The organism is Candidatus Peregrinibacteria bacterium, from assembly GCA_016220175.1.
Taxonomy (GTDB): Bacteria; Patescibacteriota; Gracilibacteria; order CAIRYL01; family CAIRYL01; genus JACRHZ01.
The window spans coordinates 1-14,798 of sequence record JACRHZ010000027.1 but is presented as its reverse complement, the minus strand read 5'-3'; the positions used below and the strand labels follow the sequence as shown (position 1 = coordinate 14,798).

The 14,798-nt window shown below is 39.4% G+C and carries 11 protein-coding genes and 1 tRNA gene; 5 read left to right on the top strand and 7 right to left on the bottom strand.

The annotated features are described in order from the left end of the window. Positions 1-157: 157 nt before the first annotated feature. From HZA38_02610 to pyrE, 5 genes are all read right to left on the bottom strand, one after another. Positions 158-715, bottom strand: coding sequence for a ribonuclease HI family protein (locus HZA38_02610; GenBank protein MBI5414383.1), 558 nt, complete (start codon positions 713-715; stop codon positions 158-160). Between the two features lies 1 nt (position 716). Beyond that, complete coding sequence (locus HZA38_02605) at positions 717-2,999, bottom strand: MMPL family transporter (protein ID MBI5414382.1); 2,283 nt, start codon at positions 2,997-2,999, stop codon at positions 717-719. A 117-nt stretch (positions 3,000-3,116) separates the two neighbouring features. Continuing rightward, a tRNA-Ser gene (locus HZA38_02600) sits at positions 3,117-3,188 on the bottom strand. 228 nt (positions 3,189-3,416) lie between these two features. Continuing rightward, positions 3,417-4,634, bottom strand: a complete 1,218-nt coding sequence (locus HZA38_02595; protein ID MBI5414381.1) for a replication-associated recombination protein A — start codon at positions 4,632-4,634, stop codon at positions 3,417-3,419. A gap of 189 nt (positions 4,635-4,823) precedes the next feature. After that, a complete protein-coding gene (gene pyrE, locus HZA38_02590) occupies positions 4,824-5,447 on the bottom strand; it encodes an orotate phosphoribosyltransferase (GenBank protein ID MBI5414380.1) in 624 nt (207 codons plus the stop codon). A gap of 195 nt (positions 5,448-5,642) precedes the next feature. Between pyrE and HZA38_02585 the strand changes: the two genes are divergently transcribed. The 5 genes from HZA38_02585 to galU all read left to right on the top strand — a co-directional run bounded on the left by HZA38_02585 (position 5,643) and on the right by galU (position 11,799). Then, the gene (locus HZA38_02585; protein MBI5414379.1) at positions 5,643-6,956 is read left to right on the top strand and encodes a VanW family protein; all 1,314 of its coding nucleotides are present in this window, start codon (positions 5,643-5,645) and stop codon (positions 6,954-6,956) included. 161 nt (positions 6,957-7,117) lie between these two features. Then, a complete protein-coding gene (locus tag HZA38_02580) occupies positions 7,118-9,217 on the top strand; it encodes an acetate--CoA ligase family protein (protein ID MBI5414378.1) in 2,100 nt (699 codons plus the stop codon). A gap of 46 nt (positions 9,218-9,263) precedes the next feature. After that, positions 9,264-10,217 carry a hypothetical protein gene (locus tag HZA38_02575; GenBank protein ID MBI5414377.1) on the top strand — a complete coding sequence of 318 codons (954 nt, stop codon included), beginning with the start codon at positions 9,264-9,266 and terminating at the stop codon, positions 10,215-10,217. A gap of 3 nt (positions 10,218-10,220) precedes the next feature. Beyond that, on the top strand, positions 10,221-10,847 hold the full coding sequence (locus HZA38_02570) for an LOG family protein (protein MBI5414376.1): 627 nt from the start codon (positions 10,221-10,223) through the stop codon (positions 10,845-10,847). A 73-nt stretch (positions 10,848-10,920) separates the two neighbouring features. Then, positions 10,921-11,799 carry a UTP--glucose-1-phosphate uridylyltransferase GalU gene (gene galU / locus HZA38_02565; GenBank protein MBI5414375.1) on the top strand — a complete coding sequence of 293 codons (879 nt, stop codon included), beginning with the start codon at positions 10,921-10,923 and terminating at the stop codon, positions 11,797-11,799. A 183-nt stretch (positions 11,800-11,982) separates the two neighbouring features. Here the strand turns inward: galU and HZA38_02560 are convergent, their stop codons facing one another. Continuing rightward, complete coding sequence (locus HZA38_02560) at positions 11,983-12,813, bottom strand: hypothetical protein (protein MBI5414374.1); 831 nt, start codon at positions 12,811-12,813, stop codon at positions 11,983-11,985. A gap of 22 nt (positions 12,814-12,835) precedes the next feature. Further along, positions 12,836-13,777, bottom strand: coding sequence for a hypothetical protein (locus HZA38_02555; protein MBI5414373.1), 942 nt, complete (start codon positions 13,775-13,777; stop codon positions 12,836-12,838). Positions 13,778-14,798: the final 1,021 nt, after the last annotated feature.

Sequence of the window (14,798 nt, the reverse complement as noted above, 5' to 3'; positions counted from 1 at the left end):
TATCTCTGTCTAAGTGAGGATTTCTTTTTCATTTTGAAAGAGGTTATTGTTCCTCCTCATCTTAGACATACTCCTATTCCCGTACAATTTATTTGTGCAACAAAGCCATTTTGAATTATAAAAAAATTCCCTTAATTCAAAATTTAAAATTCAGAATTTAGAATTTGTTCTGCTCTATCGCTTCATTCGAAAGACGATCGGCGTGGGAGTTTTGTTCTCTCGGAATATGCGCAAAAGAAATTTTTTGGAAATGAGTTTGAAGAATTTTTGTCTTTTCAAAAAGTATGCGTAAATCCGGATTCTTTACCTTGTATGCGCCATTCATCTGCTTCACTACGAGTTCAGAATCGAGAAAACATTTCACTTCCTGCATATTCATTTTGTGCGCAGTTTCGAGTGCCAGAAAAAGAGCAGTCCATTCCGCGATATTATTTGTAGCAATACCGAGATATTTTCGTCCTTCATACAGAATATTTCCGTCGCTATCCGTAATGAGATAGCCTGCACCAGCTTCTCCTGGGTTCCCTCGTGATGCTCCGTCTGAAAAAATATAGACCTCTTTGCAAATTCCATTTTTTTGCTCGGTGACTTTGTTTATTTTTTGATCATCTTTTTTAAGGGAAAACCCATGACCCAGAAGAAAATCCCCTCTTTTTTCTCGGGGAATTTTCTGAAGCACGTGCGCAATGTCATCGGGGAGTTCAACAAATTTCATGTTATTTTTCTTCTGTTCCATATATTAAAAATTTCTTCATTTCACTAATTCTTTTTCCGAGCATAATACTCATAAGAGATCTCGTGACGGTGATAGCCGTGAGCATCGAAATCACAATTCCCATGGCGAGAGCCACTGCAAATCCTTTGATAACGGCAGATCCAAATATCCAAAGAATACAACACGTAATGAGAGAAGAGAGATTTGAATCTCGTACAGAACTCCATGCTCTTTCAAAACCAATTGCAGATGCTGCTGAAAAACTTCTTCCATTTCGTAATTCTTCTTTTATTCGTTCAAAAATAAGAATATTCGCGTCAACTGCCATTCCAACAGAAAGCAAAATCCCTGATACTCCTGCAAGAGTGAGTACCATTGGACTATGAGCGATGAATGTCACCATAATTGCGAGAATGAGCGCAATAAAAAGGGAAAGAAATTCATTTTTCTCGAGAGATGAAAATGAGTACATGCTCGTCGTAAAGACGACAACTCCGAGGACTGCCGCGAGACCAAAAGAAAGACTTGCCTGCAAAAGGAAAACGATAAAAATCGAGTAAAATCCGAGTGCGAGGACGGCGATGAATCCGAGATAGCGATAGAAAAAAATCATAAAAATAGAGAGGAAGAGGAATCCCAGCATTCCCGCCTGGAGGGATTTTTGAAGGGCTTCACTGCCGAGTGTTGCACCAATTTTGAACTGCCCTTTTTCCACAAATGGGGCCGGCGTAGATCCTCCATTGAGTTCTCTCGCGAGTTCAACTGCCTGTTTTCTTGCTTCAGTAAAATTCGAGATTCCCAAAGTTATTACCGCAGCCCCGCCAGATATTTTTTCCTGAATTGTTGGTGCTGAGATGAGGACTCCTCCCACGAAAATTGCCACTTGTTTTCCAATATTTCGACCAGAAACGTCTTCAAAAAGCTTTGAGCCCTCATCATTGAAGAGTATTTCCACAAGAGGCCTCTTGGTATTCGGATCACTTCCCACTCGTGCCCTTTTAAATTGAAGCCCTCCAAGACCGGTATCTTTCCATCCCGAAACATCAATGGCGAATACAATTTCAGAAACGGTGAGCTTTTCTTCTTGAGTAGTGGTGGTTTTTTCAGAAAGTCTTTCTTTGATAGCGTCTATCTTCGCCCGAGTATCTTTTGTCGATTTCAGAACGTAAATTCCCGAAACATGCGTTTCAATTTGATTTGGTTCTGCGGGAACAATACGAAAAATGGCATATTCGGTATCTGTTTCGAGGACATCGGATATTTTCCCTTCATCCAAATTTAAAAGTGCCCCTTGGTATACCTCCGGAACGGAAAGAAGCGAAGGAAATGTCGTAGTCTCTGATTCTGTCGACGGTTTTACTGTAACGTCTTTGTTATCGAGTGTCACTGCTACACCATTCTCTCCCTCAGGAGTCGAGGATTTCGCTGAAACCATGTCTGACCTTTCCGACACTTCTTTTTTCACAGCTTCAAAATCTTCTCCTTTTTCTTTTTGTTCTCTTGTGGCCATTTCCTTTTTCAGAACTTTCATGACGACATTTTCTGTATTTTCTACAGCTTCATATCCACCATTTGCATTTTGTTTGAGACTCGTTATTTTACGTTCTAAGATTTTCGGAAAAACGCTCTCTGGTGCGGCATTCCAAATTTGCTCATGATCCTCGGGGAATGAGGAAGTGACTTCATCATTCCAGTATGTCTTTTCTGGCGTAAAGGTAACATTGTCATCTTTTTGTCGAATTTTTCCCTGATTTTCAAAAGTTTCCGGAGTAATCGTCTTCAGAAATTCGTCTGCCTTAGCGCGCAGTGCCGCTTTTTCTTCATCGGTTACGTTTTTATCCTGACGTTCCTTAAACTTGAGATCAATTACTTGCTGGAGTGCATCAAGTGTCGTTTCATTGTCGAGATCACTCGTTATCTCAACGATAACATGTCTTTCCTCATTGTAATCAGCACTATAGATATTGAGCTCACGCGTTGCGGTTGGGTCAATTCTCCCTCTGAGGACTTCCCCAATGGATTCAACGACCGTTGCGGGATCTCGATCATTATCAGGATCATTATCGGCATTTCTTTTTTCCACTTCAGATAAATCCACCAAAAAATCAAATTGCCGACCACCAACAAGATCCAGCCCGAAATTTGGTTTTTTTGCGAGTAAATTCTCTCGAATACTCGAAAATGGAATCTGTTCTTTCCAGCTCTTCGGCATAACATACGCCCCCATAAAAGCAACAATAAGAATGAGCGCAAGAGTTTTGAGAACGCGTGATGAGATGTTCATGGATGGAGTACAAAGTACGAAAAATCCTGCGCATTTTCACAGAAAAGTAAGAATTCCGCAAGAAAGGAAACGTTGACTTGTTGTATAAATAATTTATTTATATATAAGAAATTACCCTGGCGGAGAGGACGGGATTCGAACCCGTTGAATTGGGTCTCGAATCCAAAACAGTGCACCTGCACTCTCCCCATAAAACCAGGGCAAGAACATTTTATTTTATACGAAGTAGTAAACAAAAAAGCCACCCGATGAAGAGTGACCTTTTGTCGAGACCCAAATTTTACAGATTCAATTCTGCACTGTTTTGGAGTACTTAAATCATATCGAATATCATGTGAATTTTCAAGTCCAAATATACTCTTTTCTGTCGACGAAGTCCGTCGATAGAAAATGTGAACACGGATTTTTATCTATACTTTATTTCATCCAAAATTTTTCTCCTTCAATTGCTTTTGGCAAATTTTTGATTTCCTGTGCTTTTTTTGGATCGCTGTGGGGATAGACATATCCTTTCCCATATCCGAGTTTTTTCAAGAAATCGGTCGAGGCATTTCGAAAATGCAGAGGAATTGGGAGATTCCCTGATTTTTTAACTTCTTGAAGCGCAGCATTAATGGCAAGGTACGCGGTGTTATCTTTTGGAGCATTCGCGAAATAAATGGCGACATGTGAAAGGTTTATACGAATCTCTGGCATTCCAATTTTTTCTGAAGCATGAAATGCAGACATTGTGAGTGGAAGTGCTCGCGGATCTGCGAGACCAATATCCTCCGAAGCAAAAATCACCATTCTCCGAGCAAGAAAACGCGGATCTTCTCCGCCTTCAAGCATTCGAGCAAGATAATACACCGTCGCGTCAGGATCAGAAACGCGCATGCTTTTGATAAATGCGGAAATCGTTTGGTAGTGTTCATCGGCATCTTTATCGAATCTGAGAGTTTTATGCTGAGCAATGTTTTCGAGATCTAAAAGTGAAATTTTTTCAGATGTGGATGATTCTGAAACCGCTTCAAGAAGTGTGAGCATAATGCGCGCATCGCCATTCGCAAAGTCTGTTAAAAAACTTTTTGATTCTTGATCTAATTTTTTATTCAATAGGAGAATTCCCTTCTCTAAAATTTCTCCAAGAGCGAAGTCACTTAGAGCCTTCAGAAGAAAAACTCTCACCCGTGAAAGCAGCGCCGAATTCAGAGAAAAAGATGGATTTTCTGTCGTAGCGCCAATGAGAAAAAATGTCCCTTTCTCCAAATACGGAAGAAGGACATCTTGCTGTGATTTGGTCAGACGATGAATTTCATCAATAAAGAGAATCGTTTTTTGCTCCTTGAATTCTAACCGATCAGCGCTTTCTTTTGCGATTTTTCGCATATCTTTCACTCCCTGTTCAACTGCAGAGAACGGCTCAAAGTGGACATTTTTTTCTTCTGAAAAAATGCGGGCAAGAGTTGTTTTCCCTGTCCCTGGCGGTCCCCAAAGTACAAAGGAAATCATTCCTTCATGCTGGATAAGGCTCTGGAGCGGCGCACCTTCTTTCGTCAGATGTTCTTGTCCCACTACTTCTGAAAGTTTTTTGGGACGAAGTTTTTCCGCAAGCGGATAAGCCTTTTGCCGATTTTGAGAAAAAAGAGAAGCCATCAAAATTTTTAATTTTAAATTTTGAAATTTCTAAATAAATTCTAATTTCTAATTTTTAAGACTGATACGTTCATCTAAGTGTTTTTTAAATTAAACATTAAGATTTATTTAGAAATTTAATCCCGTAATGCGCGACAAAATTCAAAATTTTCCTCTCTATCTCCTTACTTGAACACACTTCCACCTAATTCATTTCCACCAATTCTCCGGATTCGTCCGAAATTCCAAAATCTTTTCCACATCATCTCGAGAAACACTGCCTCTTTCCGCCGCGAGTGGAATTATTTCTGAAAATCCTGTGAGCGAAACAAATGGAATATTTTCACGATGAAAATTCTCCTCACATTTCGGAAGCTCCCAACTCATAATCGCGATGACTCCGAGAATTTCTGATTTGCCTTCATGCTGAATTGCCTGAGCTGATGCAATCGAACTTCCTCCAGTCGAAAAAAGGTCTTCCACCAGAACGACTTTTGAGTTTTCTGGCAAATATCCTTCAATTTGTTTCTTGGCGCCGTGTTCTTTTGGCTTCGGACGAATGTACACCATCGGCAAATCCATTTCCGCAGCGACAAATGCTGCCCAAGAAATCGCAGCGGTTGCTGTCCCCGCAATCACTGTTGGTTTCCAGCCAATTTCATCAATTTTCTGAACATATGCTTTCACAATCTGTTCCCTTTCGAGGACATATCCGGTCATGAGCCGATTATCACAATACACGGGAGAAATAATCCCACTCGTCCATTGAAAGGGAGGTTCAAGAGAAACTCGCACAGCATTTCGTCTGAGAAGAATTTCAGCAATATGTTTCATGAAGTATGAAAAGATCGAATGCAGTGTACGAATTTTTGAATAATTTGTCACGAAAGCGCAGCTGAATTTCTTGCATTTTCCTGGAAAAACCTGAGAATGGAAGCTGCGATTTTTTGCTGGGAGTTTCGCATGTTTCTTCACAAATTTTTTCTTCGGACTGGCTTTTTTTTTCTCCTTATTCTTTTCCCAGCGGAAATGAGTGTATTTGCAGCAGATGAAATCCCAATTCTCTGGAAACAGAATTTGACTCTAAAGCATGAATACAGATCCTACAAGCTCGACCTCAATAAATATGCTGACCAATTTTTTATCAAGAGGAAAAATACTCAGGTTTTAACTGATCCTCTTCACCAGAATACATTTTGTACCAATGACTCCAAAGAATCTCCTGAGGAAAAATGGGAACTCAATATTGAGGAATTGAAAAAATTTCTCCGCGAGGATGTTGCTCCCAAAATACAGAGTACGCCGACGAATGTGACCATTTCCCGTGACGAAAAAGGAAATATTATTTTTGATGGATACGCTACATTTGGGGAAGAACTTGATATTGATGTCAGCACAGAGATGATCCAAAAAGCAATTCTGAGTGGAATTGATAAGGTAACTCTTTTCGTAAAAAAGACTGATCCAGAAATCACAGTGAATGATGAAGAACTCAGATCTCAGGGAATTCAAAATCTCATTTCTGTAGGATGGAGCGACTTTTCGCGATCTCCTGTAAATCGAATCCACAATATTGGGGTGGGAGCGAGTAAAATCAACGGCGTTCTCGTGCCAAAGGGGGAAATTTTTTCTTTTGATCGTTTTCTGGGGAACGTGGACGAGAGCACTGGGTATAAAAAGGAACTTGTTATTGTAGGACCACAAACTATTCCCGAGTATGGTGGAGGACTCTGCCAAGTTTCCACCACCACGTGCCGAGGAGCGATGATTGCGGGATTTCCTATCGTTCAGCGAAAAAATCATTCGTATCAAGTTACATACTATTCTCCGGTTGGAAGCGACTGCACTATTTATCCGCCTTCAGTAGATTTTAAATTTCTCAATGACACAAATGGAGCAGTTTTAATTCAAACGCGTAAGGAAAAAAATGAACTTTTCTTTCACTACTATGGCACCCGAGATGCGAGAAAGGTTGCCATTTTAGGACCATATACAAAAAAACCAGTGGCAGTTCCGCCTCCAAAATACACCACCTCTTCGAATGTTCCTCCCGGAGAGACAGAAAAACTCTCTGGAGAACATCCGGGAATAGATGCAACGTGGTTTCGGCAAGTGACGTATCCTCCGAAGGAAACAAGCGAGAACACCAAAGGAGATCGACTTATTGTTACCATGGCGAACAAAATATCTCCTGAACTTGCTCTCAAAATGACTCAGGAAAATATTTTCTGGCAGACATTTTTTTCCCATTACGAAGCTCGCGGACTCTGGGTGGTAACTGGAGCAGAAAAACAACCGGAATCTCCTGCTCCAGAAGTTGTTCCTGATGGGAACTGGCTATAAAGTGTAAAACGAAAAGTGCAAAACAAATTTATATGTAAGAGATATTTTCTAACCAATACAAAAATGTTTTATTTTTTACTTTGCGCTTTGCATTTTACACTTTGCACTTGTAGATAAATTCCAAAAATTCATATACTACTTCACGATACTTCTCAAAACGTATGTTTTCTCAACTTTTCTCTCCCAAATCTGTCGCGCTTATCGGTGCTTCCGCAACGCCCGGAAAGCTTGGTTTTGATATGCTGAGTAATCTCGTCAATTCCGAATATTCCGGGGAAATATTTCCCGTAAATCCAAACGCTAAAGAAATTCTTGAAAAAAAAACTTTTGAAAGTGTGCGAAAAATTCCTCAAAAAGTTGACCTAGGGATTATCGCAGTCCCAGCTTCTTATGTCGAGGAAGTCGTGCGTGAATGTGCCGAAAAAAAAATCCAGAATCTCATTATTATTTCTGCGGGATTTAAGGAAATCGGAGAAGAGGGAGAACAAATGGAGCAGAATATCCAGAAAATTATTAAAAAACATAAAATTCAACTCATAGGTCCAAATTGCTTGGGAATACTGAATCCTCATGCGGATTTAAATGCTTCGTTCGCGGAAGGAATGCCAAAAAAAGGAAATGTTGCTCTTATTTCGCAATCCGGAGCTATGGCCGTCGCAATACTCGATTGGGCAGCGGAAGAGAACATTGGTTTTAGCAAAATTGTCAGCCTCGGAAATAAAGCCGGAATTACAGAAAATGATCTTCTCGAGTACCTCAAGAATGATGCCGATTCCGAAGTTATTCTCCTCTACCTCGAAAGTTTCGCTCATGGGAAAGAGTTTCTCGAAATTGCTTCTGAGGTTTCACGAAAAAAACCAATTATTGTGCTCAAATCGGGAACATCAGAAGAAGGGACGAAGGCAATTCGATCACATACCGGATCACTCGCGGGATCAAACACTGCAGTAGAGACCGCACTCAAACAATCGGGGTGTATTCGTGCAGGAAGTATTGAAGATTTTTTTGATTATGCACGAGCAATGAGTATGAAACCTCTTCCGAAAGGAAATCGCGTCGCAATTATCACAAATGCCGGAGGTCCGGGTGTGATTTCAACGGATGCGGTAAGTGAATCTCATTTTCTCAAGATGTCACATTTTTCGCCTGAAACGACACAGAAATTGGAAAAATCTCTTCCAAAAACTGCAAATATTCTGAATCCAGTTGATGTTATTGGTGATGCCCTCGCAGATCGATATGAATCTGCACTCAGTACTGTTTTGGATGATGAAAATGTAGACATGGCGCTCACAATTCTGACACCACAAGTAATGACACAAAAAGAACAAACGGAGCGAATTATTGTAGAAATGCAGAAAAGACATCCCGAGACTCCACTCTTCGCCTCGTTTATTGGAGGGAAAAGCATTGCATACGCGGTGGAAAAACTCCACGAGGATCGGATCCCCCATTTTAAGTCCCCAGAAAGAGCTACTGCAGCAATGGAACAAATGGTAAGACTCAATATGTGGAGACAAAAAATTCATAAAAAACAAAAATTGCCTCCTCTATCAAAAAAAATACAATCTCTCCGAAAAAAAATCGCCACTTTCGCAAAAACTTCGTCACAACTTTCTCCAGAACTTTCACATGGTCTCTTAGATCACTATCATATTTCTCTTCCTCCTCTTGAATTCGCTCAGAATGCAAAAGATGTTGTCGAATTCGCGTCTAAAATTGGATTTCCTGTCGTCCTTAAAATTGCCTCCGATGATATCATTCATAAAACTGATGTCGGAGGAGTGAGACTTGCTTTGAAGAATGAAGGAGAAGTAAAAAATGCATACACTGAAATACTCCATAATGTTCGAAAAAATGTTCCAAAAGCAAAAATACGAGGTGTCCTCGTTCAAAAAATGTATCATTTCGGAAGAGAGGTCATCATCGGAATGAAACGCGATTCTCAGTTTGGTCCAATCATTATGTTTGGACTTGGCGGAGTGTATGTAGAAGTCATGAAGGACGTTTCGTTTCGAATTGCTCCGATCGGTATTTCTGAAGCGCGAGACATGATTCAGGAAATTCGGGCAATAGCGCTTCTTAAGGGCGTACGAGGCGAAGCTCCAGCCGATATTGAAAAACTTGCCGAGACCATCGTGCAGATATCTCGGCTTTCTCTCGAAATTCCTGAAATCAAGGAACTCGATATTAATCCGCTTCTTGTACTTTCAAAAGGAAAAGGTGTTTCTGCCTTGGATTCACGTTTTCTTTTAGGATAAATTTTTAGTACAAGAATACATATTTTATACATTTTTATTATTTTTCATGAAACTCCAAAAATCTTCTGAGAATGCAAAGCATGCATTTTGGTATCTGACCAGTTTTTTCACTCTCACGATGTCCTCCATAGGAATAGGGATGCTTCTCTTTCAAATTGTCGACTATTTTTTTTCGAACGATTTGCAAAACTGGTATTACTACAATTTCCAAGAGATGTTGAAAACGGGAATTTCCTTCGCTAGTATTACCGCTCCGATATTTTTTTTCAGCACTCGCTACATAAACAGAAGCCTTTCTCGAAAAGATCTTGACGAGGATTCTGCCCTTCGGAAGTGGCTCACATATTTTATTCTCTTCGGAACTGTAGTCGTAAGCATTGTGACACTCGTAACGCTTTTGCGTTCGCTCCTTGACGGTGATTACACCATCACATTCCTTTTGAAAGTAGCGGTAGTATTCATCCTTTCGGGAACAATTTTTCTCTACTATTTCACCGATATGAAAAATAAATCCGAAAAAAGCAGACTACAAAAAAATAAAATTTGGACATACATATTTTTGGTTTTGATTCTTGCTCCTCTTACGTGGTCAGTTTTTATGATTGAAAGCCCAAGCAAAGCGAGAGCGCGGCAGAAAGATGAGCAACTCTCTCAAGAAATTATAAATATGAAATACGCAGTTGAGAGTTATTATGTAGACCATCAAGCACTTCCAGAATCAAAAGATGTATTTGAAGGAGGCAAGTACTACTTTCCAAATTCTAAATATTTGAAAGAACAAAATCTCGAGTACAAGAAATTAGAAGCCGAAAAATATGCCCTCTGTGCAAATTTTGAAACAAATACAAAGCAAAATCCAAGGACAGCATATACCCCGTATTATGGAGCCGAAGAAAATGGCGCTTGGATTCACGAAGCGGGAAATACGTGTGTTTCATTTGCCATTTCAGAACAAGTGAGGGCAACTCCCCCACCAATAAAAGTTCCATCTGAATTCTAAATCATGAAACGAAAAATTCAGAAAAATACTTGGCAAACATTGGCTCAGGAATTGAAAAAAAATCATTTTCGAGTAGCAATTTTTGGATCCGCGCGCATTAAAAAAAATGATCTCTGTTATGAACAAGTTTTTGAGCTCGCTTCAGAAATAGGAAAACATCATTTTGACATTGTTACTGGCGGAGGCCCAGGACTTATGGAAGCAGCGAACGCTGGACATGAGCATGGGCGAGGAAAAAATGGCGCTCATTCCATCGGACTTACCATAGACCTTCCAAAAGAAAACTTTCCGAATAAGCATCTCGATGTTCGAGAACATTTTGCAGTATTCTCAAAAAGGCTCGATACGTTTATGATGCTTTCCGGAGCAGTTGTTATTATGCCTGGTGGAGTAGGAACATCTTTGGAATTCTTTTATTCCTGGCAACTTTCCCAAGTAAAACATATCCCTTCTCTCCCGATCATTCTTTATGGAGAAATGTGGGAACACTTTATGCAGTGGGTGGCAGACTTCCCTCTCAAAGATGGCTATATATCTCCTGAAGATTTGGAAAATATTCACCAAGTGCGAAATGAGGAAGAAGCGATGGAGATTATTCTCAAAGCGTACAAAGCCTGCAAAGAAAAATGAGATGAGAAGAAATGCCGAGATTGAATGTTTTGATCTATCGCGCTATACTCCGCTAGTAACTTTCAGAAAAAGCATGAAAAAGCGCATTCGAAAGGCAATTTTCCCAGCCGCAGGATTTGGCACGAGATTTCTCCCGTTCACCAAAGCAATGCCAAAGGAGATGCTTCCTATTGTCGACAAACCGGTTATTCAGTATCTCGTCGAAGAAGCCGTTCAGTCGGGAATTGAAGAAATTATTATCATTACTGGAAGAGGAAAACGTGCAATTGAGGATCATTTTGATACATCATTTGAACTTGAGCACACTCTCGTGGAAAATCAAAAATTGAACCTTCTCAAAGAAGTTCGAGGAATTGAAAATCTCGCAAAATTTGTATATGTGAGGCAAAATAGACCGCTTGGAGATGGTCATGCTCTTCTCTGCGCACGCGAGCTCATTAACGATGATGAACCATTTGCTGTTCTTTTTGGTGACGATATTATTGATTCCAAAATACCAGCCATAAAACAACTCATGGAAGCGTATGAAAAAACCAAAAGTATGATTATCGGAGTGCAAGAAGTGCACATGTCGGATATTTCGAGCTACGGTGTTGTCGATCCTGCGCCGAATACAGATACGAACGATATGTTTTTGCTTCGCGGAATGGTAGAAAAACCAAGTCCAAAGAGCGCTCCTTCAAACCTTGGAATTATTGGAAAATACATCTGCACCCCGGAAATATTTGGCGCTATTGAAAAGGCGGAAAAGAGCAGAGATGGAGAGCTTCGGTTAATTGATGGGTTCCGCTATGTAATTGGATCTCATAAAATTTACGCAAAAAAGATCTCGGGGACGAGGTATGATACTGGTGGAAAAATTGGATTTTTAAAGGCCACCATTGATTTTGCGTTGAAACGTGATGACCTTGGACCAGCGCTCAGAAAACATCTCAGGGAGAAGTATAAGTAGGGAGAGCTTTTTTTTGACAATTTTTTCCTTTGATCCTCTCGCTCTGGAACGGATGATTTCAACACGAGTCGCCCGTCCTCGGGCGACCTTAAATTCATTTTAATACTTCGTTTCTGCAGTCCCGCATTGCGGGACGAGGAGAGGGTCTTATTTCTGCTATTCATTCACAATTTATTTTTTCTCTTATTGAACATCATTCCTTTCACTAAAATCCCAAATAATATAGCTCTCCCCATCATATGCACCTACAAATATCATTTCGAGATTTTTCGCAAAAAGTTGTAAATCTTTTTTTGTTAACGTGTCTTTATTTCTTTTGATGATGTCATTTTTTCCTTTTCGCAATACAAAACCATAATAATGATCAGTACTTGCAGTTTCAATAATTGCCTTCTTAATTTTGGCAATCGTTGTGTTAGCAGGTAAAGAATAAACTAATCTCTTCCCATAAAAAAAGAAGTAATTATTCGCCTTTCTCATGCGTTTTACAAACTCATCTCTATCAAGTTCATTGGTAATAGAAAAAAAGCTCCTCATGACGCAGATAGCATCTTTATCTTTCGCTAGACACTTTTTTATTTCTTGTGTAAGCCACTCATTAGGATTTTTTGATAACTCCTCCCAAAATCCTTTCATATCTTTTCCCGCTTTATCAAATCTGCTTGTTTTGGGGAGAGGTTCGATTTTTCCACCTGTTTGAAAAAAATAGAGATTTTCAGAAATTATATTCTTTTGAGTTTGAGAATCTTGAAAAAGCGGTAATTTTTCAAAATTTTCTCCAACGTAAGCTATCGGATAAAATCTCCATTTGCCATCAGATTGGTTATGATAATCCCAATGTCGCGTTATAAAAAAAGAAGATGGTCCACTCTTTGGCATAAGTGCATAGACTTTACCCAACCTAAACCTTTTCTCCGGAATAAGAATATGAGAAATTTCTTTCTCACATTCGCTAACGATAAATTTAATGAATTTTTTGCCTCGTACATCTAAGGGGAATTTCTGGTATTCCATATTGATTGAAGGGAAATTATATTTAAGCTCTTACAAAACCTCCATAATCTTTTTCATATTTTTCTAAATCTTTATTATATTGTTCCAAGTTTTGTTGATACTCTTCGTTGTCTTTCTGGTATTGTTCCATCTCTCGGTTATATCTTTCAAGATCATTTGGATCAGCCTGTAATGGTCCAATTTGTTTTTGCTGCCATGTTTCAGTATCAAAATAATATCTGTACGCCCCGTCCTTTCCATGATAATCATAATGTGGTCGTATGTTGCCATGTCCTTCATCGTATCTCCATCCTTCTTCTAATTTATTATTATACCAATTCTCCTGGTTTCCACCTCTCGAAAAATTTTCTTCCTGAGGAGAATCGCCGCCCTTCCATCCTTCTTTTGGTATAACTCCACTCCAACTTGGTGGAGGTTGTGTTGTTTCAGGTATTATTTTTGCCATTGGTGGTGCTGGTGCTATTGGGGCTAACGGCATCGTTGGAGCTGATGGAATTGCTGGTGCAAATGGAATAAAAACCTCACCAGGAACAGGAATAGAAACTTCTGGTATAGAGATTTCGGGGATAGATATATCAGCAAACCAAGAGAATGGAAGGCTTAATGGCAATCCAAAAAACTGACCATTCGGATCCACATACTTCATCGGATTATTCCTCACATAGCTATATTTATTCAAACTCTGCGGATCTCTGAGGTCTCCTTCCCACGGATCTGGAGACGCAAATTGTCCGAGTTTTGGATTATAATATCGCGCTCCGTAGTAATAGAGATTTGTTTCTGGATCGAGTTCTTGTCCGGTAAACTTATAGTCATTCTCATAGCCAGCATTCTGAGAAGACACCTGAGAAGCTGCTGGAGGAGATGCCTCAGGTTTTCTTCCCTCAGCTATTTGGGAGAGGAAGAAAAAAATAAGCGCTGTTGGCGCGAAAACAACCAATAAAACCCCCGGGAAAAAAACCATATTTCTGAACATTCTTCTGATTCTTTTTTTCAGTCTCTTCTTTAGAGTTTTCATGAAATTTTGAGCAATAATGTGCATTTGTATCGCTTTTTCAGTTTCTTGTCAAAAACTTTCTCATATTTTTTAATCATAATTTAATAATCTTTTAATATTTCGCTTTGTGAAAAGAAGATTCGTTTAATATCAAAACAGGAGCACGGTTTGCAAACGTACTCCTGAGTGATGGCTGGTCCCAAATGTTTTGTGGTTTGCATCTCCTAATAATGCAGAGTCGCCCTGGAACGGGTGGTTCAAATGTATTTTTTTTACTACTTATTCACAATTTGTTTTTTGTCGCAATTACTTTTGCATTGCAGCCACGTCGTCAAACTCTGATTTTCTTTACAAATTCAAATCGCATTCTCTTGACCAAACTGCGATTTCTATGTTAGACCTGGGTATCAATAACAATTCTTTTTTCGTGGAGTAAGCACCGGTGAATTTTTGGCAAGGGAGCCCAGAGCCAGAATGAAGTGAGATGATTTTTGAGGGAACAAGTTTTTTACTTTTCTTTTCGGATCGCTTATTTCTGTTTTTCTGAGTTCCATTGACATTTGTCAATATTTATTGTATTTTTTGTCGGAGCAACTCTTTTGAGAGTTGCTCCATACGTTTCTGCGACACCTCTCCCAAAAATCCATAAAATATTTTTCTGTTGTCGACAGTCGACAACACATTAGACTTAAAAAAATCGCATCAGAGAAGCTTTTCCAGACGATTCTATTTTCTGGGATTTTTTTTGAATATGAAAATTCTATGATGATCTTATATTTTTTTCCTCCATGCCATCTCCAAGAATTGCTCATGAATATAAAGATCAGACCGTATTTATCACGTGTACTGTCTTGACAAATTAATTTTCAGGCATTAAATTGAAGTGGGACAAAAATCACTTTAACTTTATGTCATGAAAAAAATAAAAATAATACTGCGTTCCGATGAAATCCTGTTTTTAAAGAAATTTAAAGAGGGGAAAGGTCGG